The organism is Clostridium tagluense (genome assembly GCF_003865095.1).
GTDB lineage: Bacteria > Bacillota > Clostridia > Clostridiales > Clostridiaceae > Clostridium_AD > Clostridium_AD tagluense.
Window position 1 is genome coordinate 68,232 of sequence record NZ_BHYK01000022.1, and the last position, 20,331, is coordinate 88,562.

At 32.9% G+C, this 20,331-nt stretch carries 22 protein-coding genes and 2 pseudogenes; 18 read left to right on the forward strand and 6 right to left on the reverse strand.

Features of this window, described 5'->3' with window-relative positions:
* The first annotated feature begins 8 nt into the window (after positions 1-8).
* From Ctaglu_RS17390 to Ctaglu_RS17440, 11 genes and pseudogenes are all read left to right on the forward strand, one after another.
* Positions 9-1,145 carry a C40 family peptidase gene (locus tag Ctaglu_RS17390; protein ID WP_125004019.1) on the forward strand — a complete coding sequence of 379 codons (1,137 nt, stop codon included), beginning with the start codon at positions 9-11 and terminating at the stop codon, positions 1,143-1,145.
* 407 nt (positions 1,146-1,552) lie between these two features.
* Positions 1,553-2,233, forward strand: coding sequence for a response regulator transcription factor (locus Ctaglu_RS17395; RefSeq protein ID WP_125004021.1), 681 nt, complete (start codon positions 1,553-1,555; stop codon positions 2,231-2,233).
* Between the two features lie 3 nt (positions 2,234-2,236).
* Positions 2,237-3,619, forward strand: a complete 1,383-nt coding sequence (locus Ctaglu_RS17400) for a sensor histidine kinase (RefSeq protein WP_125004023.1) — start codon at positions 2,237-2,239, stop codon at positions 3,617-3,619.
* 171 nt (positions 3,620-3,790) lie between these two features.
* On the forward strand, positions 3,791-4,078 hold the full coding sequence (locus Ctaglu_RS17405; RefSeq protein WP_125004025.1) for a hypothetical protein: 288 nt from the start codon (positions 3,791-3,793) through the stop codon (positions 4,076-4,078).
* A 175-nt stretch (positions 4,079-4,253) separates the two neighbouring features.
* Positions 4,254-5,648 (forward strand): annotated as a pseudogene (locus Ctaglu_RS17410) (urease accessory protein UreH domain-containing protein); the annotation flags it as partial.
* A gap of 183 nt (positions 5,649-5,831) precedes the next feature.
* The gene (locus Ctaglu_RS17415) at positions 5,832-6,542 is read left to right on the forward strand and encodes a hypothetical protein (protein ID WP_125004029.1); all 711 of its coding nucleotides are present in this window, start codon (positions 5,832-5,834) and stop codon (positions 6,540-6,542) included.
* An 84-nt stretch (positions 6,543-6,626) separates the two neighbouring features.
* Positions 6,627-6,893 (forward strand): metal-sensing transcriptional repressor, encoded by a 267-nt coding sequence (locus Ctaglu_RS17420; protein ID WP_125004031.1) that lies wholly within the window; start codon positions 6,627-6,629, stop codon positions 6,891-6,893.
* 25 nt (positions 6,894-6,918) lie between these two features.
* Positions 6,919-9,372: a heavy metal translocating P-type ATPase gene (locus Ctaglu_RS17425; protein ID WP_125004033.1), complete on the forward strand. Its 2,454-nt coding sequence runs from the start codon at positions 6,919-6,921 to the stop codon at positions 9,370-9,372.
* Positions 9,373-9,613: 241 nt separating this feature from the next.
* The gene (locus Ctaglu_RS17430) at positions 9,614-9,940 is read left to right on the forward strand and encodes a hypothetical protein (RefSeq protein WP_125004035.1); all 327 of its coding nucleotides are present in this window, start codon (positions 9,614-9,616) and stop codon (positions 9,938-9,940) included.
* A gap of 225 nt (positions 9,941-10,165) precedes the next feature.
* Positions 10,166-10,657, forward strand: a complete 492-nt coding sequence (locus Ctaglu_RS17435; RefSeq protein ID WP_125004037.1) for a helix-turn-helix domain-containing protein — start codon at positions 10,166-10,168, stop codon at positions 10,655-10,657.
* Between the two features lie 41 nt (positions 10,658-10,698).
* The gene (locus tag Ctaglu_RS17440) at positions 10,699-11,619 is read left to right on the forward strand and encodes an alpha/beta fold hydrolase (RefSeq protein WP_125004039.1); all 921 of its coding nucleotides are present in this window, start codon (positions 10,699-10,701) and stop codon (positions 11,617-11,619) included.
* Positions 11,620-11,859: 240 nt separating this feature from the next.
* Here the strand turns inward: Ctaglu_RS17440 and rsmH are convergent, their stop codons facing one another.
* A complete protein-coding gene (gene rsmH / locus Ctaglu_RS17445) occupies positions 11,860-12,909 on the reverse strand; it encodes a 16S rRNA (cytosine(1402)-N(4))-methyltransferase RsmH (RefSeq protein ID WP_125004041.1) in 1,050 nt (349 codons plus the stop codon).
* A 246-nt stretch (positions 12,910-13,155) separates the two neighbouring features.
* Here rsmH and Ctaglu_RS17450 point away from each other — a divergent pair, with 246 nt between their 5' ends.
* Positions 13,156-14,043 (forward strand): fructose bisphosphate aldolase, encoded by an 888-nt coding sequence (locus tag Ctaglu_RS17450; protein ID WP_125004063.1) that lies wholly within the window; start codon positions 13,156-13,158, stop codon positions 14,041-14,043.
* Between the two features lie 88 nt (positions 14,044-14,131).
* Here Ctaglu_RS17450 and Ctaglu_RS17455 read toward each other — a convergent pair whose 3' ends face one another.
* Positions 14,132-14,332: a hypothetical protein gene (locus tag Ctaglu_RS17455; RefSeq protein WP_125004043.1), complete on the reverse strand. Its 201-nt coding sequence runs from the start codon at positions 14,330-14,332 to the stop codon at positions 14,132-14,134.
* A gap of 251 nt (positions 14,333-14,583) precedes the next feature.
* Positions 14,584-14,946, reverse strand: coding sequence for a helix-turn-helix domain-containing protein (locus Ctaglu_RS17460; RefSeq protein WP_185732790.1), 363 nt, complete (start codon positions 14,944-14,946; stop codon positions 14,584-14,586).
* A gap of 163 nt (positions 14,947-15,109) precedes the next feature.
* Between Ctaglu_RS17460 and Ctaglu_RS17465 the strand changes: the two genes are divergently transcribed.
* From Ctaglu_RS17465 to Ctaglu_RS25990, 6 genes and pseudogenes are all read left to right on the forward strand, one after another.
* Complete coding sequence (locus Ctaglu_RS17465; protein ID WP_233439846.1) at positions 15,110-15,235, forward strand: helix-turn-helix domain-containing protein; 126 nt, start codon at positions 15,110-15,112, stop codon at positions 15,233-15,235.
* Positions 15,236-15,407: 172 nt separating this feature from the next.
* Positions 15,408-16,052: an ORF6N domain-containing protein gene (locus Ctaglu_RS17470; protein WP_125004047.1), complete on the forward strand. Its 645-nt coding sequence runs from the start codon at positions 15,408-15,410 to the stop codon at positions 16,050-16,052.
* A gap of 55 nt (positions 16,053-16,107) precedes the next feature.
* Positions 16,108-17,154 carry a DnaD domain-containing protein gene (locus tag Ctaglu_RS17475; RefSeq protein WP_125004049.1) on the forward strand — a complete coding sequence of 349 codons (1,047 nt, stop codon included), beginning with the start codon at positions 16,108-16,110 and terminating at the stop codon, positions 17,152-17,154.
* 58 nt (positions 17,155-17,212) lie between these two features.
* The gene (locus Ctaglu_RS17480; RefSeq protein WP_185732792.1) at positions 17,213-17,746 is read left to right on the forward strand and encodes a sigma-70 family RNA polymerase sigma factor; all 534 of its coding nucleotides are present in this window, start codon (positions 17,213-17,215) and stop codon (positions 17,744-17,746) included.
* Positions 17,747-17,810: 64 nt separating this feature from the next.
* Positions 17,811-17,972 carry a YvrJ family protein gene (locus Ctaglu_RS17485; protein ID WP_125004051.1) on the forward strand — a complete coding sequence of 54 codons (162 nt, stop codon included), beginning with the start codon at positions 17,811-17,813 and terminating at the stop codon, positions 17,970-17,972.
* 151 nt (positions 17,973-18,123) lie between these two features.
* Positions 18,124-18,240 (forward strand): annotated as a pseudogene (locus tag Ctaglu_RS25990) (DUF2922 domain-containing protein); the annotation flags it as partial.
* Positions 18,241-18,316: 76 nt separating this feature from the next.
* Here the strand turns inward: Ctaglu_RS25990 and Ctaglu_RS17495 are convergent.
* From Ctaglu_RS17495 to Ctaglu_RS17505, 3 genes are all read right to left on the reverse strand, one after another.
* Positions 18,317-18,865, reverse strand: coding sequence for a peptidoglycan-binding domain-containing protein (locus Ctaglu_RS17495; RefSeq protein ID WP_125004053.1), 549 nt, complete (start codon positions 18,863-18,865; stop codon positions 18,317-18,319).
* A complete protein-coding gene (locus tag Ctaglu_RS17500) occupies positions 18,855-19,181 on the reverse strand; it encodes a glycoside hydrolase family 73 protein (RefSeq protein ID WP_125004055.1) in 327 nt (108 codons plus the stop codon). Before Ctaglu_RS17500 ends, Ctaglu_RS17495 begins: the two co-directional genes overlap by 11 nt.
* A 116-nt stretch (positions 19,182-19,297) precedes the next feature.
* Positions 19,298-19,705 carry a helix-turn-helix domain-containing protein gene (locus Ctaglu_RS17505; RefSeq protein WP_185732794.1) on the reverse strand — a complete coding sequence of 136 codons (408 nt, stop codon included), beginning with the start codon at positions 19,703-19,705 and terminating at the stop codon, positions 19,298-19,300.
* Positions 19,706-20,331: the final 626 nt, after the last annotated feature.

Sequence of the window (20,331 nt, forward strand, 5' to 3'; positions counted from 1 at the left end):
ATGTAATAATGAAGAATGCCCTGAGGAGTATCGCAGTTGTAATTACCTTGATTTTCACTTCAAATGTAACAGCACTCGCGATTCCAACAAATGAGAGGTTACAACAGCAGAAGGATTCACTAACGAAAATTCAAGATGAGAGGGGAGCAATTGAAACTAGACTAGAAGAGTTTGATAATCAAATTGAAGAAATCATGACCAAGACAGAAGAAAATAAAGTAAAAATACTCCAAACTAAAAAGGCGATTGAGAGTGCCGCTGCGAAGGCTAAGCAGGTTGAAAAGGAAAACCAAAAGGAAGAAGAATTATTTAATAGTAGAATGAGAATCTTGTACATAAATGGATTTGATGGGTATATGAGTGTAATACTTGAGTCGGAGAGCTTTGGAGATTTTGTATCTAGAGTAGAAAACATAAAAACCATTATTGAATTTGATGAAAAAGTAGTGGCGGAGTTTAAAGTCGCTCAAAAAGAATTAATTGAAAAGCAGCAGAGTTTAAATAATACAAAGGAAGTATTGCTGAATTTACAAGTAGAAAATAAGCAGAAGCTTGATAAGATAAATGTTACTAAAGAATCACAAAATAAATTGATAGCTGAACTAAAGAGTAAGGAAATTGTATCTAAAGAGTTACATAATAAATTGATAACAGAACTAAAAAACAGTAAGGAAAAGGTTCTTGTAGCACAAATAAGTGAACCAGAGGCGTCAGCAAGTAAAAGTATAACAAAGATAAATGAAATAAGAAATTCAGCACCTAAATATACACCCTCAAGAGGATCAGCTACTATATCAGATAATGCTATAATAGCCTACGCTTCTAACTTCCTTGGCACACCATATTTATGGGGTGGAACATCTCCTTCGGGATTTGATTGCTCAGGATTTACCCAATACGTATACGCGCATTTTGGAATATCAGTAGGGAGAACCACCTTTGATCAGATAAATGATGGTGTACAAGTATCAAGAGAGAATCTTCAACCTGGAGATTTGATATTCTTTGGAACATTTGCTAATCCTCACCACATGGGCATGTACGTTGGTGATAATAATTATATCCATGCTCCTCATACAGGAGATGTGATTAAAATTTCACCAGTAGGAAGAAATGATTATGTAACTGCCAGAAGAGTAAAATAAAAAATACATATATTGTGCAAAGTACAGTTTGAAGTTTTTTTAATGAACTTTGCATAATATATATTCTTTATTATCGTATTGATGAAATTATATTTTTGATAAATATCATATTATATAAATATTTTTCATCCCTATCAACTAATACTTTTTTATCCAACAGGGTTATAGGATTAATAATACATTTATAGTGTTTTGAAGACATTTTTTTGTAGATATAATTATATTATGAGGAAGCTATCATAGAAATGAGAAAATCTTTCCATTGATTTTTCAACGGGAGTTTACTTTCACATTATTAACTCCTTAAATAACATATTTTTATATATTATGCTAAATATTAGAGAATCATAATAATGAGCAGAATTCAAATATGTCAACTATTAAATTTAAAAAGGGGTTAATTAAACGTGAATAATATATTGATTATTGAAGACGAAGAAAAGATTTCAGAAATATTAAAAGCATATCTTGAAAAAGAAGGCTATATTGTTTATTGTGCTACAAAAGGTATGGAAGGTATAAAACTTTTCGAAAAAATTGAATTCGGTTTAGTTATATTAGACCTAATGCTGCCTGACATATCTGGTGAAGAGGTTTGTAGTGTACTAAGGAAAATTTCTGAGGTGCATATATTTATGCTTACAGCAAAGAGCACTTTGGAGAATAGAATAGAAGGATTAAATCTAGGAGCAGATGAGTATCTAGTTAAGCCGTTCAGCCCACGAGAACTAACTGCAAGAGTAAGGTCTTTATTTAGAAGGCTGAATGTAAATGAGTGTGAAACAAAAACTTATAGTAATGGTGATTTAGAAATTAATTATGAGAAAAGAATGGTTAAAGCGCGTGGCGAAGAAATATATCTTACACCAAATGAATTTGACATAGTACATATTCTTTCATCTAATGAGGGAAAAATATTTACAAGAGAAAAACTGATTGAAAGAATTATGGGAATAGATTTTCAAGGTTTTGATAGAACAATAGATGTACACATTAAAAATATACGTAAAAAGATAGAAGAGGACACCAGAAATCCTAAATATATATTAACTGTAACTAAAATTGGTTACAAATTTGGTGGTGATTAATTTATGCAAAGCATAAGAAGAAGATTAAGTATTATTTTGGTATGTACGGCTATATTAGCACTTTTATTATCTACGCTTTTTGTAAATATAACAATATCAAGAACCTTTGACAATTACTTAGTTGAGATACAAAATAAGAGGAATATAAGAATAGTTAAATATTTAGAGGAGGTATATAAAAAAAGTGGTAAGTGGAGTGAAAATTCAGGAATAGAAATTATGCATGAAGCCTATATGAGTAACTATTGTCTTACTCTTAAGGAGGAAAATAAAAAAATCATTTGGGGAATGAACCCGAGTGACATGATTCACAATCCTAACGTTCATATGCACATTAAAAATGAAGGGGTTTATACTACAAGCACCTTTGAAATAAGATCTAATAACAAAATTGTAGGATATGTAGAAATAGGACAATATGCTCCAGTGCTATTATCCAAAGAAGATGTAAATTTCAAAATTTCAATAAATGAGAGTATTATTCTAAGTGTTGTACTTTCAATCTTAATAACAATATTAATAAGTATATTTATTTCAAAGCAATTTTCCACCCCTCTTAGTCAAATTTCAAAGATTTCAGTTTATCTTTCAAACGGAAATTATGGAGAAAGGTCACATAATAAGAGTAATATTTTAGAGCTTGAAGATTTAAGAAATAGCATAAATACGCTTGGAGAAAAGCTTCAGCATCAGGATGTGCTTAGAAAAAGATTAATATCAGATATATCCCATGAAATTAGAACACCTCTTAATATTCTTCAAAATAATTTTGAAGCTATGATTGATGGTATTTTTCCAGTAGATAATGAAAGATTAACTTACCTTAATGAAGAGGTTATTAGATTTGGAAAGCTTTTAGACAATTTAAATACCTTAAAAGAGGTTGAGGCGGAGGAAATAGTGCTAAGCATGGAAAAAATTGATTTGAGGGATATTCTTTCTTCAGTGGTAAATGATTTTGAAGTAATAGCGGAAAATAAGAATCTTAACATATCCTTAGAATGTAGCACTAGTAACCCATGTAACATTTTAGGAGACCGTGATAAGATAAAACAGGTAATTATTAATTTACTTTCTAATGCAGTCAAATTTACAGAAGGGTTAGGGGAAATTAATATTACTTTGAAAGAAACTGATGAAAAGGTAATATTAAAAATAAAAGATACAGGCATTGGAATTAATAAGGAGGATTTACCTTATATATTTGAGAGGCTATATAGGGGAGACAAAAGTAGACATGAAATAGAAGGCACAGGAATAGGACTCACCATTGTAAAGAATATATTGACACTTCATAAGGCAAGCATAGATGTGAAGAGTAAAGAGGGAAAGGGATGCGTTGTTACCGTGTATTTTAGTAGAATGTTGGGATCATCTCATAAATAATATACGCGCAGGAAGATATAAGGAATAAGTACCTATGGTAAAAACATAAATTATTTTTCTAATTGGAAAAAACAATAAAGTATGCTTTTAGTTTCTTCACATGCCTAGCATATAATGTAATTAAATTATGAGTGTTTTCTAAATTATAGAAAGCATATTGGAGGGTTAATAATGAATTTCAATGAAGATAAAAAAGTTAAGCAAAGTAATGGTAAGCATAGTCCACTAAAACATATGGCTCACATGGTAATTTGTTGTGGCTTACCTATAGTTATTCTGTTTTCTTTGCCGATTATAACAAAGATTAGTCCAAGTACTGGTAGAGTAGTTCTGAAGATGTTGCCATTTTTATGTCCAGTAATGATGATTTTAATGATTCCAATGATGAGGGGTGGCAATAAAAAAGAAAGTTGCTTTGACAATACCAATGAGGATAAGAAAACACTTGAGATTAAATAATATACTTTACTAATGTTAATTAAGTTTTTCATTGAAATTTCTTACATTTCTTTATAAAATCTACACATCTTTTTTGTATAATTAAAATTAAGATTTATATTCATAGGATTAAAGGTACAGCTTAATATTCATGAACCTTGCAAGATAAAGATCCATTTAATTAGGAGGTAAAAAAGTGAGCGTTAAAAAAGAAAAAATCAAAGTCTTTGACATGACATGTACATCCTGCGAGTCAAGAGTGGAAAGAGCAGTTAGAAAATTAGATGGTGTAAAAACCGCTAAAGCTAGTTTCAGCGACCAATCTTTAACTATAGAGTATGACACAGATTTCTGCAACAACGAAAAGATTAAAACTACTATAAAAGCAGCTGGTTATAGTACAGAGAATTCAAATAACTATAGAATAGTGGGTATATTTATAATTGTAGCAGCAATTATATTAATTGGAAATTCAACAGGTGGAATTGATATGACCTCAAAGCTAAACGGTGCTACATATTTTGTTCTATTCATTGTTGGAGCCATTACATCAATCCATTGTGTAGGTATGTGTGGGGGAATAATGCTATCACAAAGTATAAATAAAGATAGTAAAAGTAAATTTGATTCCATGAAACCTGCCATTCTATACAACGCAGGTAGAGTTGTTTCCTACACTATTCTTGGTGGGATAGTTGGTTCTCTAGGTTCTGTTCTTTCACTTTCACTCCCCGTGAAGGCTGGACTTCAAATATTTGCTGGTTTGTTTATGATAATGATGGGACTTAATATGAGTGGCTATAGCTTATTTAGAAAGTTTAATATAAAGCTCCCATGGTCTGCTTGCAAGGTTAAGAAAAAACCAAAAACTCCTTTTTTAGTTGGCGCTTTTAATGGACTTATGCCCTGTGGACCACTTCAGACAATGCAATTATATGCCTTAGGAACTGGAAGTGCTTACAAGGGTGCCTTAGCTATGCTAATATTTTCTCTAGGTACAGTACCATTAATGCTTACCTTTGGCGCAGTATCAGGTCTCATAAGTAAAGGATATACAAAGACTCTTTTAAAATTTAGTGGAATACTAGTTGTAGTTTTGGGTATGGTAATGGGAACTAGAGGACTAGCCCTGGCTGGTGTTAATGTGCCTTCTACAGCTTCACTAGCTGCTACTTTATCTGGTAATAAAACATCGGCATCAGCAACGCCCGCTGCTAAACCCATTATAGAGAATGGGGTTCAGATAGTTCGGATGACGGCAGATGGTGCTGGTTATACCCCAAATGGTCTATATATACAGAAAAATATGCCTGTAAAATGGATAATTGATGGTAAGGCATTAAACTCCTGTAACAGCCAAATTATAATTCCTTCTTTAAATATTGAGAAGAATTTAGAGCCAGGCGAGAATGTTATTGAATTTACACCAAAGGATCAAGATATAAACTTCAGCTGTGGAATGGGCATGATTAGGGGTGTATTTAAGGTGGTTGATAACGTGAAAGCTGTGGACACCTCAAAGCCAGATGCTTCAATACCAGCTCCATCAAGTGGAATGCCTGGTTGCAACATGGGTGGAGGAGATTCCACAGCACCTTAAAAACCAAGTTTGTAGGGTCTATGGTTATTGTAGATGATTTGAAAAATGTAGATTTAGAGCAAATAAGAAAAGAGTATTTAGGAGCATAGGTGAATAATAATATGTTTCTTCATTTAATCTTCATAATAATTGGATATTATATAACTATAAATATTAGAAGGAGTTGTTTTAAATATGAAAAATAATAAAAAAATTATGATATTGTTAACTTCAGCTATTCTTACTCTATCATTTGTGGGTTGTAGTAGTAAATCTCAAACTGTAAGTAAAGACTCTGATGGTGCGCTTAAAGCTTTTAATGCTATTGTAAAGGCAAATCCTAAGAGCAAGGGCTATCATAGTGCTCTTAAGCATTGGGGATTTAAGCTTCCTGCAAATGATAAGTTCGAATGGACTAAAGATACCTCTGCAAATAAAATAGACTTTGCTATGGTAATAGATGCAGATCCATTAATTAAAGCTGGTTTGGACGTTAAAAAGTTAGACCCAAATAAGTGGGTATATAAACCTGCTGAGATAGAAGGCGGAGTTCAGCTATCAAATAGAATAATTTTTCCTTTTAACGTAAGTGATAAAAAAGAAACTTCAAATGGCTCAGAGGATGCTTTTAGAAGGATCTTAGAGCAGGATCCAAAGCTAATTAAATATATGGAAGATGAAAAACATTATGCTTTAATGCTTGGAGAGGGTAATTCAGTGCACTTTACAGAGAACTTAGGGGCATCTGATGAGGACATGGAATTTGTATTTAAGGCAGAGCCACTAATTAAAGCAGGTTTAGATGTTACAAAACTTCAGGGTACTGGATTTAAATTAGAAGTAGCTGGTAAAGATAATATGGACAGTAAAGATGATCAATTAGTTAAGGGTTATAAATTAAAATAAATTAGTCAGTTATAAATATACTATGCATTTGAGGTGTATAGTATATTTTGTAGGCACCCCTCGCAGGGGGAAGGAGATACTTAAATGAATCAAGAAAAAATCAAGGCATTGCAATCCTTAAAAACTTCAAAAGGACAAGTAGAAGGAATTATAAAGATGATAGAAGAGGGAAGATATTGTCTAGATGTATCTAATCAGATAATTGCAGCGCAATCTCTTTTAAAGAAAGCTAACTTGTTAATATTAAAACAGCATCTAAGTCATTGTGTTAAGGACGCGGTACTTAGTGATAATGGTGAAGAGAAGATTGATGAGATAATTGGATTGCTATCAAAGATTATGGATAAATAATAAGGTATTAAGGAGGCAATATAAGGTGGAAACAAAATCATTAAAAATAGAAGGAATGACCTGCGCTGCTTGTGCAAAAAGTGTTGAAAGGATTTCAAAGAAGTTACCAGGCGTTACGGAAGCAAATGTGAATTTTGCTACTGAAAAATTAAATATATCTTATGATGAAACAAAGGTTAAGTTATTAGACATACAAAATGCTGTAGAAAAAGGTGGTTATAAAGCTTTAGTTGAAACCAGTAATAAAACCTTGAAAATAGAGGGAATGACCTGTGCTGCATGCGCAAAGACCATCGAGAGGGTTATAAAAAAACTCCCTGGAGTAGTTGAAACAAATGTAAATTTTGCTACTGAAAAATTGAATATAAGCTTTGAACCCACCAGGGTAAGAACTTCTGACATAAAGAAAGCAATCGAAAAAGCAGGATACAAAGCCTGCGAAGATGAAAGTAACGTGGACATTGATCGAGAAAAAAAAGAAAAAGAAATAAAAGCCTTATGGAATAGATTTATAATATCAGCAGTATTTGCAGTGCCATTACTTCTAATTGCAATGGTGCCAATGATTGCAGAAAAGTTAAACTATCAGCTTCCTTTAGCTATTGATCCTATGCTACATCCAGTAGCTTACGCCATTATACAATTGATACTTGTGATTCCAGTTATGACTTCTGGTAAAAAGTATTTTATTGTCGGATTTAAATCTTTAGTACGGTTAAGTCCTAATATGGATTCGCTTATATCCATTGGAACATCTGCGGCATTTTTGTATAGTTTATTTGCTGTATATGAAATAACCTTTCTGGGAAATGTTGATTATGTAATGTACTTTGAATCAGCAGGAGTTATTTTGACACTTATTACTTTAGGAAAGTATTTAGAATCAGTTACAAAAGGAAAGACTTCCGAAGCAATTAAAAAGCTTATGGGCCTAGCACCTAAAACAGCTATTATCATAAGAGATAATATGGAAATTGAAATTTCAATTGATGAAGTTGAAGTGGGTGATATAGTAGTTGTGAGGCCTGGTGAAAAAATGCCAGTAGATGGTGAGGTTGTGGAAGGAACAACACTCGTAGATGAGTCAATGCTAACTGGTGAAAGTATGCCAGTAGAAAAAGCTATTGGACATAAGATAATTGGTGCAAGTATAAATAAGAATGGATCAATTAAATATAAAGCAACTAGAGTGGGTAAAGATACGGCACTGGCACAAATTATAACTTTGGTTGAAAATGCCCAGGGCTCAAAAGCTCCTATAGCTAAGATGGCAGATATTATATCAAGTTATTTTGTTCCGGTGGTTATAGGACTCGCATTAATTTCTTCATTAGCTTGGCTTATATCTGGCGAGACCATAGTGTTTTCATTAACTATATTCATATCAGTGCTTGTAATAGCTTGCCCTTGTGCTCTTGGCCTTGCAACTCCTACAGCAATAATGGTTGGAACAGGAAAAGGTGCAGAATATGGTGTACTTATAAAAAGCGGTGTAGCATTGGAGACTGCACATAAGATTCAAACTATAGTATTTGATAAGACTGGAACACTTACGGAGGGAAAACCAAAGGTAACAGATATTGTTACTGTAGAGGGTACTTCCCAGACATACTTACTTCAAATAGCAGCCTCTGCTGAAAAAGGATCTGAACATCCATTAGGTGAGGCTATAGTTAAAGGTGCACAGGAAAGATCTTTAGAACTTAAAAAGGTAGACAAATTTGAAGCTATACCTGGTTATGGAATAGAAGTTAGTATAGAAGGTAATAAAGTTCTACTTGGAAATATGAAACTTATGGTAGAAAGTAAAATTTCCTTAGAGAAGTTAGAGGATATTTCAAACAAGCTTGCGGAAGAAGGCAAAACTCCAATGTATATCGCTATAGATAACAAGATAAGTGGAATCATTGCAGTTGCAGATACCGTTAAGGAAAATAGTAAAAAAGCCATAGAAAGACTTCATTCTATGGGAATAGAAGTTGCCATGATAACTGGTGATAATAAAAGAACTGCAGCGGCTATTGCAGCGCAAGTTGGTATAGATAGAATATACGCCGAGGTTCTTCCTGAGGATAAAGCAAAGGTCGTTAAAAAGCTTCAAGCAGAAGGTAAAAAAGTTGCTATGGTTGGGGATGGAATTAATGATGCGCCTGCACTTGCCCAAGCTGATATTGGTATAGCTATAGGGTCAGGTACTGATGTAGCTATGGAATCCGCAGACATAGTACTTATGAGAAGTGATTTAATGGATGTACCTACTGCGTTACAGTTAAGTAAGAAAACAATAACAAATATAAAACAAAACCTGTTTTGGGCTTTTGGTTACAATATACTAGGAATACCAGTTGCAATGGGAATACTGCATCTATTTGGAGGCCCGCTTCTAAATCCTATTATTGCAGCACTAGCAATGAGTTTTAGTTCGGTTTCTGTATTAACAAATGCTTTAAGGTTAAAAGGATTTAAGCCATTAACATAAAATTTGAAAGGAGAAATAAAAAAAAATTTTTTATGTAGTTTCTAAGGCTTTTATTTAAAAATTATAAGTAAAGTTTAATATTAATTGTAAATCACAAATAAATGATGTAAAATTCTTACTAAGGGGTTCACTATATATGCTCCTAAAATTTATTTTTTTTGACATGAAAATGGGCATAATTATGCTAGTAGCTAAGATGTCATAAATAATAAAAGAAAGGTTAAATGAGGTGTAAAATTAAATGTCAGTTAAATATAGTTTAAAAAAGAAATATACATGTAGTACAGAGATGGTATTTAGGGTATGGATAAAGGCGGTATATGGGGAATCTCAAATCATGGGTACATACAATGAGTATACCAGGGATGAATTTGAGAATAACATAATAAATGAGTTGCAAGAATTAGTAAGTGACGAAAAATACAAGTGTGGATATTTAGAAGAACTGAAGCATGAATATTTAAATATACCGGAATGTAAAGAAGGGTACTGTCATTCATTACTAACTTTAGATGTTGTAGCTGTAGGCAGAACTGGTATTTTGTATGACGTAATAATAAAAAAATAGATAATGATAGATTTGTGTAATAACTTTAGAAGTCTATATCTAACTAGAAATTGGTATGGGAATTTACTCCTGTACTAATTTTTTTATTTTTTTTTGGGGTGTTTATGAGTGTATGTAAAGATTCAAACATTGTTTAATGTTTTGCTTGATTAATTCCATTTTTGGTATTATAATTATAAATGGAACCAATGGAGGTGTAGTATTACGAAAGAGATAAATGAGGTTATGTTAAATCCTGCCCGAATGAGAATCATACAAGAGCTTTCCACAAGACGAAGCATTACTGCCACAGAGCTTTGTGAAAAAATCAGTGATGTTCCGAGGACCACCATGTACCGTCATATTAATATTTTATTAGACAATAACATTTTGTCTGTTGTATCCGAAAAAAAGATTCGAGGGAGCCTTGAAAGAACTCTTGCCTTGAATATAGGGGAAATATCAAAGAATAACACCCTTAAAAATGCTTCTCAGAATGCATTGGGTTTTTTGATGAACAGATATGCAAGGTTTCACAACTACTTCAGCGGAGAAAATCCGGACCCCGCTAAAGATAAAATTTTTTTGAACAATTCAGTACTTATGATGGATGATAATGAGTTCGACCAATTTTTATCGGAGCTACGAGGGCTTATTATAAAATACAACTTTGAAGTTGCAAACGGAAGAAAAGCCAGAGATATTTCTGTGATATCTGCACCCACAGAGAGTGAGTGAGAAAAATGTATAAAATCAAATAGAAAAGAGGTTAAAAGGTAATGACTGTTTTTGCAATTATCTTAGGAGTCATTGTTTGTCTCAATATAATCGGATTTGCAATCAACAAAATATTTTTTTCAAATGAGCTTGAAGCTGTATCACCTTATGGACAGATGGTAGAAATAAAGGAGCAAAAGATGCATGTGTATTCTATGGGTGATGGCGAGAAAACCTTTGTGTTGTTACCGGGTTTTGGGGTGTCTTTACCAAGTGCGGACTTTGGCCCACTGATGAGAGAGCTTTCTAAAGAATATACTGTTGTCTGCATTGAATATTTCGGTATTGGTTTCAGCGACCAGACAGATACACCACGAACAAATGAAAACTATACGGAAGAAATCAGAACTGCATTGTCTTTGGCTGGCTTTAAGGCGCCTTATGTCTTAATGCCTCACTCCGCGTCTGGCATTTACAGTGAATATTATGCCGCAAAATATCCTGATGAGGTGTCTGCGATTATTATGCTGGACACAACATCAACTGCAAAAACAGGAACTGGAAATCCGCCCAAATTCTTATTCGGAATTGCCAAGTTGCAGCAAGCTTGTGGATTAACACGCATTAATGGATTGATGCATCCTTCTCAAAAATCCGAAAATGGATACAATGAAAAAGAAATCAGTGACTATAAATTGTTTGCTTATTATGTTCTCAACGATACTATAATCAATCAGTCGTATCGCATGCTTGAAAACATCAAGGAGGTAAATGCAATAGGTTTCCCCCAAGAAATACCGGTATTGAAACTCATATCCTCACAAACGGAGAAAAAAGCAGGAGCAGAATATCAAATAAATCACTTAAATAGACTGGGAGCAAAAGCTGAATCAAGAATTATTGATTGCTCCCATTTCATTTATCAAACTAATGTTACAGATATTTGTGATGCAGTAAGTACTTTCCTCGAAAAAATCAACTGATAATGTTTATATATAGGTAGATAACCAATAAAATGTTTTACTTAAATATTAAAGTATCTTTTGTTGTATTATAATGAAAGTGAATAATTTTGAGGTAAGAGAAGTCTATCTTTTTTTAGTAATAGCCTATTATAATCAAGAAGATTGATTATAATAGGCTATTTTGATAAAGTCATTTAGAATTATTAAAAAGACTAGATTGCTGTATTTTTAGGCAAATAAAGTGCCGAAAATTAAAAATTATGCTTTTATAGCCCAACGTAATTTAGCACAGCGAGCACGACCATTGGTATTACATTCTTGTGATGATGGTCGAATAGCATCGGGAGCTATTTCACGATAGATGCCTTCACGAAAAAAGCGTTGAAAAGATTTTTTAACGAGACGATCTTCTCCTGAATGAAATGAAAGTATAGCAACGCGCCCACCCTCAGCAAGGGTAGAAGGAAGCTTTTCCAAAAATTCATATAACACTTCAAATTCATTATTCACATCAATTCGCAATGCTTGAAAGCATCGTTGACAGGTTTTTTTAATCGCATCATTCTTATCATTTCCTGGAATAAATTTCAGAGCATCTTTGATAATTTGTTGAAGCTGCGTTGTTGTTGATATATCTATTCCTTTTTTAATTTGGGAAATAATAGCTCGAGCGATTGCTGCAGCATTAGGCTCGTCGGCGTTTTCTATAAGCATTCCTTCTAATTCATCTAGCGAAACAGTTTTTAAACGAGCTGCAGCAGATATACCTTTTTTAGGGTTTAGACGTAAGTCGAGTGGTCCTTCACTCTTAAATGAAAATCCTCTTTCAGGATTGTCTATTTGCATTGAAGAGACACCCAAATCTGCCAATACAAAATTCAATGGCCCTGATTCTAAAGCAATTTGATCTATATGGGAAAAGTTCATTTGTTTGATTGTTAAAATTTCGGAGCCATAACCTAAGCTCTCTAAGCGCTCTTGGGTGCGAGGTAACTCAATAGAATCTACATCCATTGCATACAAGTGACCCTTTGAATTTAAGCATTTAAGCATCTCTAAAGTATGACCACCATAACCTAGTGTTACATCTAGTCCTGTTTGCCCAGGAGTAATTTGTAAGAATTCTAATATTTCTTTAACACAAATTGAACGATGCATACCAGCAGGAGTACTACCCTTTTGAATAACTTTTGCTATGGTATCAGCATATTTCTCTGGTTGCAGTTCCTTATATTTTTCTTTATAAGATTTAGGGTTAGTGCCTTTATATCGAACACGTCGCTGATGTTTTTGCTCTTGATTATCCATTGTTACTCCACCTTTTTTTATAGCTTATTATAATGTTGCTACAAACCATATGATACCAAATACAATTCATAAAAGCAAACTCACAAAGAAGAAAATCTGTTAGAAAAATTCCTGTTCTGAATTAAAATGAACTTTGAAAAAAATAGATTAATTTATGGTTTTATAAAAATGGAAAGCATACGTAGGAAGTGCTATAATAAAATTAAAGATATTATTCAGTTAATAAAAATGAAAGGGGATAATTATATGAATAAGGAACAAATGGATCGAATCCATACTGGAAAAGGTTTTATAGCTGCATTGGACCAGAGTGGGGGCAGTACTCCCACTGCACTTCTACAGTATGGAATTTCGAAAGACAGTTATTCAAATGACGAGGAAATGTTCAATTTGGTACACGAAATGAGAACTCGTATTATCACGAACCCTGCATTCAATTCGGATCACATTTTGGGTGCCATTTTATTTGAAAACACTATGGATCGTAAAATTGGTGATCAATTTACCGCGGATTTTCTTTGGAAGAACAAAAACGTTGTGCCTTTTTTAAAGATCGATAAAGGGCTGGCTGGACTTGAAAACGGCGTTCAACTCATGAAACCAATTCCCAATTTAAATGAACTCTTAAAACGGGCAGTTGAAAAAAACATTTTCGGGACAAAAATGCGTTCAGTCATTAAAGAAGCCAATTCAGAAGGAATTCGAAAATTAGTTGAGCAACAGTTCGATATTGGCAAGAAAATAGCTCAGGCGGGACTTATTCCAATTATCGAACCTGAGGTTGATATCCACAGCAAGGATAAGGAAAAATCAGAAGAACTATTAAAATCTGAAATTTCCAATCAATTATCTGCCCTTGACAAGGACGTCAAAGTCATGCTTAAACTTTCAATACCAACAGTAGATAACTTCTATCACGATTTAATGGATAATCCGCATGTTTTACGGATTGTGGCTTTATCAGGAGGATACACTCAAAGCGAAGCAAATGAAAAACTTGCGCATAATCACGAACTGATAGCTAGCTTTTCACGCGCCTTATCGCAAGGATTGACTGCCCAGCAAACAGACAAAGAATTCAATTTGATGTTATCCAATTCAATTTGTACAATTTATGAGGCATCAATAAAATAATGTAGATATTTATTCTGAAAGTTACTCGGTTCTCAAACTTTCTTATATTGAGCAATTAAGACTGTACTTAAAATAGTGCAGTCTTTTGTTATTTATAAATAACATTATTCAGCCTATCCGTTGCATCTTCCTCCTGCATTTGTATATAAGTATAGTCTATATCATTACCACTAGCTTTTGGGCTAGTAATTTCATTTTTGCTTAGTACACCGATATGATTGTAATTATTATTGCAGTATATAACCTTACTGTTAATCTCTACCTTAATTATTCCTTCTAGTTTATACATTTTCATCTCCCCCAAACTATATAATAATTGTCATGAAATGAACATGTGTTCTAATTAATTATAAACGGATTTAGTAAAATTTTCAAGAATTAAATTAAAATTGTAAAAAACAATAAAAACAATACACTATTTAATACAAATTAGTTAATTATGGGGAAAATTACATATAAACCAAAATAGCGCCACATGTTTTTTTAACATATGGCGCTAAATTTATTAAATAAAATTTTGTGAAATAAAGTACTGTAGTTCTATTTATCCTTAGATTCCCATTTAAAACCAGCTTTTTTTAGATTTTCTAATATTTCTATTACTTGTTCATGAGTAAGACCATCAGGGTAAATACTTTTATCTATTTCAATTTTAATGTCATTATTATCCACATTATCCTGTACTAATATTCCTAATCTATTATCTGTTCTGCCCAGGAGGTAATCTGTAGAGCATTGTAAATAATCAGCTATTTGCTTAACAAAATCAACTTTAGGTTCTCGTAAACAATTTTCATAACGGCTTAAAGTTGCCTTTGTAGTTTTCAAATCTTCAGCCATTGTTTCCAATGTAATATGTATTCTGTTTCTTTCTGTCTTTAATCTATCACCGAATGTTACCAAATGAATCACCTCCATAGTAAATATTATACAAGAGATAGAAGATATTAAAATAATAGTTACCAATAATATAAAACCTATTGAATGGTTTATTGACTTGTTATCCAAATGGTAATATAATGAAGTTACCGAATAGATAAATATTTTTTTGTAAGGTGGTGAGTTAATGACAGTTTATTATGAATTAAAAGCTTTGAGATCTAAGAACAATATAAACCAAAAGAAAATGGCTAATCTATTAAACATTACTGTGTCCACATATAATAGAAAAGAAAATGGATTAAGAAGCTAGAGAAATAGCAAACTTTTTCAATAAAGGCATTGATGAAATTTTTTTACCAACTAAGTTACCAAAATAATAACGATACCCTGGTATTATTTTGTGAATAAAAAATATAAAGATACTGGTAACTTAAGGATTATAGAAGTAATTCAATAATTCTAGTGATAAGGGGGAATATTAAGTGAATTTATTAAAAGTAGAACACAAAAATCAAAGGGTACTGACTACGGAACAATTAGCTTTAGGATATGGTGCTAGCGAAAGAAATATTAATGATAATTTTAATAATCATAAAGACAGATTTATTGAAGGTAAACACTATTTTTTATTGCAGGGAAATAAACTTAGATGCTTTAAGAACTATCCAGATAATATCGGTGTAGCTTGTAACCGTGCTCCGTCACTGTATCTTTGGACAGAAAGAGGAGCATTAAGACATGCAAAAATACTTGATACAGATAAGGCATGGGAAGTTTATGAGATGCTAGAAGAAACATATTATAGAGAAGTAATTGAAATTAACCCAGGGGCAGAGTGGAGGAAGAAAACTAACTTAATAATATCTAAGATATGCAAAGGGCTGAATAATTATAGAACTCCTAAAGACGATATATACAATGCACTTGAGGAAAGGGCTAAATGCAAGCTTAAAACAAGACTTAATAATCTGAAAGTAAGAGCATTAAGTCAAGGAATGCATCAATGCAAGGTAAATCAACTTAATAATTTAGATGTAATTGATAATGATCCAAAGCTCAAAGAAATTTATATCGCTATAGTTAAAGAAAAGGCTATTAAACATGGAATAAGACTTAATGATTATTAAAGCTTCAAGAAAACCTAGGGAAGCAGACTGCTTTCAAAAGAGGGAGGGTTAAACAATGGCTAAATATAGACAGCTATATACTGAGTTCTGGAGTGATGGGTTTGTAATGGATTTGACGCCTGAAGAAAAGTTTTTCTATCTTTATTTAATGACTAATTCTAAAACCAGTCAGTGTGGTATTTATGAACTTCCAAAGCAAATCATAGTTACTGAAACTGGATATAATAGAGAAACTATAGACAAGCTCCTTACTAGGTTCTGTGAGTACGAAAAGATAATTTATTGTGATGAAACAAAAGAAATTATGATTTTAAACTGGATAAAATATAATGAGCCGAACAACATCAATGCAATTAAATGCGTAAATAAAGAATTAAGTAAAGTTAAAAAATCTAAGTTCATAGAGATACTTTATCAGCAGTGCGAGGCATATGAGTTAGAGGTGGAGAAAATATTTGAGGGGCTTTATAGGGATGTGCAAGGGGCTACTACGGATACTCCAAATAGTAAATCAGTATGTGATAAAATATCATGTGATAATCAGAAATATGAGGAAAATCAATCCTTTTCACCCTTGCATAGCAGTGAGGAAAGGAGCTATGAAGGGGCTTATAAGGGACTTCCAAGTAATAAAGTAATAAGTAATAAAGAAGAAATAATAAGTAATAAGCAAAAAGAAATAAATAAAAAAGAAGAAGTAGTAAGTGCTAAAAAAAATTTTATACCTGACATTAAAAGTGTAATTAAGGTTTTTGAAAATAATATTCACCCAATGACACCCCTAGAACATAAAAAGTTAATGGATTTTACACGTGATGTAAACTGCGAAGTTATTATTATGGCGATTGAAGAGGCAGTAAAGTATAACGCTAGAACTATTAAGTATATAACTAAGATATTGGACTGTTGGATAAGCAGAGGCATTAAAACTGCAGATGGTGTACGCGCTTACCAAAGGGAATGGGATAATAAAAATAAGCCATCTTCAAATAGAAATATAAAAAAGGGTACTTTCTGTGATTATGACCAAAGGCAATATGACTTTGATGAGCTTGAAAGGAAGCTACTAGGCTGGAGTCTGCCGGAGCAGGAAGGTGATTAGCTAATTTAATTATTATCATAAAAAGTAAATTTACTGGATAGAAAGGGTGGTGTATATTATGGAAGAGTTAGTTAGAAAAGCAAAAACTGGAGATGAAGAAGCTGTAGTTGAGGTTATAAACAAGTATAAATACTTGATTTTAAAACAAGCTTCAAAATACCGAATACCAAGCTATGAGTTTGAGGATCTTGTGCAGCAGGGGTATCTTTCAGTTATAAAAGCCATTGGTATGTACAAGCTAGGTAGCAATAGTTTTAATGGGTACTGCATAAATTCTATTAAAACTAATTTCAAAGCTCTTTTAAAGGGAAAGGTAAAACACTATAGAGAGGTTCCGAATGCGGAGCCTATAAGCATAAATGCAACTGCAAACTATAGTTTTACAGTAGAGGATGAAGTGATGGCTTATGATGAAGTTAAGAGGCTCTATGATGCCTTAGAAAAATTAGATCCAGTGGAAAGGGACGTTGTGGAGAGATTCTACCTTCTTTCGGATAGCCTTGGCGAAATAGCCTGCGCGGGTGATAATAGTTATTCTCACTATAGAAAGATTAAAGATAAGGCTTTAAAAAAGCTTAAAAAATATATTTGAAAAATTCTAGAAAACAATTGGATAAGCATATATATTATTCATAGCTGTGAGGGAGGTATGCGTCATGTATGATGCATTTGTTAAGCTGGTTAATACAGTTGGCTTCCCTATAGGTGCGAGTATATATTTGCTGGTTAGGTTTGAGAAGAAAATTGAAGACCTCAATAAATCTATCGTGGGTTTAACTGCAGTTATATCCACTGTTATAGGAAAATCTCAAAAATAAGGGTTAAATAATTTAAAGGAGGAAAAGTGATATGCATAAATTAGTTATGAGATTTTTAACATCTATAGAAGGTAAGTATTTTACTTTATCAGTAGATGACATTAAAGCTGATGAAAATGGAGTTCCAACTGTGACATAAGCGCAGGTAAATGCGCTTATGGATTTAGTCATTGCAAAAAACATTTTTGCATCAGCCAATGGTAACTTAGTTGGTAAGAAAGATGCTAAAATAGTTACTACTGATAGTAGCACAGTTGATGTAGCATAGTAAAATATTCCACCAAGGATTAATCCTTGGTGGAATATTTTTTTGTTAAAAAAATTAAAGCATAGAAGGTGATGATTCACGAGAGCAAGCATTGCCAGGTAGCATTACCTACAATTCCATCCGCAATTAATTTATTGTTTTTCTGATATTCCTTAACATGGATTACAGTTTCATCTTCATAAATACCATCAATAACTGCGTAAGTTCTCCATTGGATGTATCTTATAGCTGTTTTGTAGACCGTAGACTTAAGGCTACATAGGGGCTTTTCCATAATGCTTTTTATTTCAGATAATACCACCGGTCCACATATGCCATAGGTAGAAAGGTTAAGAATTTGCTGAAGCTTTTTAATTGCACTTAGGGTTAATGGTCCAATGGCTCCATCTATAATTAAAGCATTATTATTAACATCTCTTATTTTCATAAGGTTTAAGCATTTCTGTACATATTTAATATCCTCAGTAGAAACGTTTTTAGAGATTTTAGATATAGGAGCAGCATCATAAACATAAAGCTTATTTTCTTCAATTATGGCTATTAGTTTTTCAGGGTACTCATGGTCAGTGCAGTAACCGGATTTGTAAACGTTAAGGCAAGCTTCCTTGTAATTTTTAGAGGTCATTACAGTTTTTGTACCTACTAAAGCTTAAAAGCTTTCCATGGTCTAGTAAGCTATCTTCTAACGAGTCATATTTTCTAAATTTGCACACCATGGGAGTTTTAACTCCATTTATAAATTCATGAGTTTTAAGCTCTTGAACTTCATAGCCACAGTCTTTTGTCCATTTGATTCCGAATATGTTATTACCTTTAACATGCTGAAGCCAACCTGTTTCTAGTATGGCTTGGGCTATGGTTAATGAGGGAAGGATGTTGTATTTGTTATAGGATAGTAGAGCACCTGGGATCAGGTCTTTTATTATTTGGGTTTTGTTCATGTGGTGATTCCTCCTTTGGGGTTTTATCTTATATATATGGAGGAAGGGGGAGGGTTATGGAAATAATTAGATTTAAATTATTTGTAACGTTGAATTTGAATTGTTTAGTAGAAAAGCTACTCATAGTTCTTATTTTTACTGTACTTCTCCTTGTTTTTCTTTTTGGCATCAAAATAAAGCTCTGAAATCATTCTGAAAAGCTCATCTTTATCATCTTCCATGAGTTCCACGCCAGCGAACAGCATTTCTACACTCTTTAGTACTCCTTGTGCTTGGTTGTGACCTATAGCACTATATTTTTCGTCAGTATCTTTAAAAAATGACCCATCTGTACCAAGCAAATAATCAACAGAAACGTTGAATACCTGGGCAAACTTTGCAATGACCTCTTGTTTTCTAGGGAACCTTTCATTGGCCTCATAGTAGCCTAAAACTCTATCGGATACTCCGATTAATTTACCGAGTTCAACTTGGGTTAATCCAGAACTGTCTCTAAGTTGTTTAATTCTATCACCAAATAACATAAGATCCACCTCCATTTTCTAATTTTATCATATCAAATTGTTCGATTGGCATCAATATGTCAAAAACATTATTTAAAAAAACTTTTTCTAGATTTACATTGAATAGTTAATTCGATGTAATTTATCTACGCACTAAATAAATATGAGAAGTAAAGAAATTATTTACTTTTATTTAAAAAACTCCACATGTTTTACATATAGGGCCTCGCTTCGCTCGGGTGAAAAATGGACAGGTTTCTCACCTCAGCCTGGCAGAACAGTTACTTTTGTTCTGAGAATTTAGAGTTTCAAAAAAATAAGTTTATAGTAGAGGTCAGAAACTCGTCCATTTTTCACGGCAAATGGACAGGCCAATCAACCACTTCGTCCCTCAGTAGCTGAGCTCGTCCATTTGCCAGCAGCTTACAAGTTTTTAGAGCTTTTTTAATCTTAGTAATTTCCTTTCTCGACTTAATATTATTAATGATTTTAATGAAATATCATTATAATAATTATTTTATGTGCGCCCGGCATGGACGCAATCTAATGGGTGAAAGTCCCTAGCACGGGTTAATAGTGCCAAGTGCATAGCTTAAGACAAGGGTGTCCATGGTGACGTGGAATCTGAAGGAAGTCGGCGGCAAAAC

Coding starts and splice junctions, on each gene's coding strand:
- Ctaglu_RS17390 (WP_125004019.1), top strand. CDS start 9: ATGAAGAATGCCCTGAGGAGTATCGCAGTTGTAATTACCTTGATTTTC.
- Ctaglu_RS17400 (WP_125004023.1), top strand. CDS start 2,237: ATGCAAAGCATAAGAAGAAGATTAAGTATTATTTTGGTATGTACGGCT.
- Ctaglu_RS17405 (WP_125004025.1), top strand. CDS start 3,791: ATGAATTTCAATGAAGATAAAAAAGTTAAGCAAAGTAATGGTAAGCAT.
- Ctaglu_RS17415 (WP_125004029.1), top strand. CDS start 5,832: ATGAAAAATAATAAAAAAATTATGATATTGTTAACTTCAGCTATTCTT.
- Ctaglu_RS17420 (WP_125004031.1), top strand. CDS start 6,627: ATGAATCAAGAAAAAATCAAGGCATTGCAATCCTTAAAAACTTCAAAA.
- Ctaglu_RS17430 (WP_125004035.1), top strand. CDS start 9,614: ATGTCAGTTAAATATAGTTTAAAAAAGAAATATACATGTAGTACAGAG.
- Ctaglu_RS17435 (WP_125004037.1), top strand. CDS start 10,166: ATGTTAAATCCTGCCCGAATGAGAATCATACAAGAGCTTTCCACAAGA.
- Ctaglu_RS17440 (WP_125004039.1), top strand. CDS start 10,699: ATGACTGTTTTTGCAATTATCTTAGGAGTCATTGTTTGTCTCAATATA.
- rsmH (WP_125004041.1), bottom strand. CDS start 12,909: ATGGATAATCAAGAGCAAAAACATCAGCGACGTGTTCGATATAAAGGC.
- Ctaglu_RS17450 (WP_125004063.1), top strand. CDS start 13,156: ATGAATAAGGAACAAATGGATCGAATCCATACTGGAAAAGGTTTTATA.
- Ctaglu_RS17455 (WP_125004043.1), bottom strand. CDS start 14,332: ATGTATAAACTAGAAGGAATAATTAAGGTAGAGATTAACAGTAAGGTT.
- Ctaglu_RS17465 (WP_233439846.1), top strand. CDS start 15,110: ATGACAGTTTATTATGAATTAAAAGCTTTGAGATCTAAGAACAATATA.
- Ctaglu_RS17475 (WP_125004049.1), top strand. CDS start 16,108: ATGGCTAAATATAGACAGCTATATACTGAGTTCTGGAGTGATGGGTTT.
- Ctaglu_RS17480 (WP_185732792.1), top strand. CDS start 17,213: ATGGAAGAGTTAGTTAGAAAAGCAAAAACTGGAGATGAAGAAGCTGTA.
- Ctaglu_RS17485 (WP_125004051.1), top strand. CDS start 17,811: ATGTATGATGCATTTGTTAAGCTGGTTAATACAGTTGGCTTCCCTATA.
- Ctaglu_RS17495 (WP_125004053.1), bottom strand. CDS start 18,865: ATGACCTCTAAAAATTACAAGGAAGCTTGCCTTAACGTTTACAAATCC.
- Ctaglu_RS17500 (WP_125004055.1), bottom strand. CDS start 19,181: ATGAACAAAACCCAAATAATAAAAGACCTGATCCCAGGTGCTCTACTA.
- Ctaglu_RS17505 (WP_185732794.1), bottom strand. CDS start 19,705: ATGTTATTTGGTGATAGAATTAAACAACTTAGAGACAGTTCTGGATTA.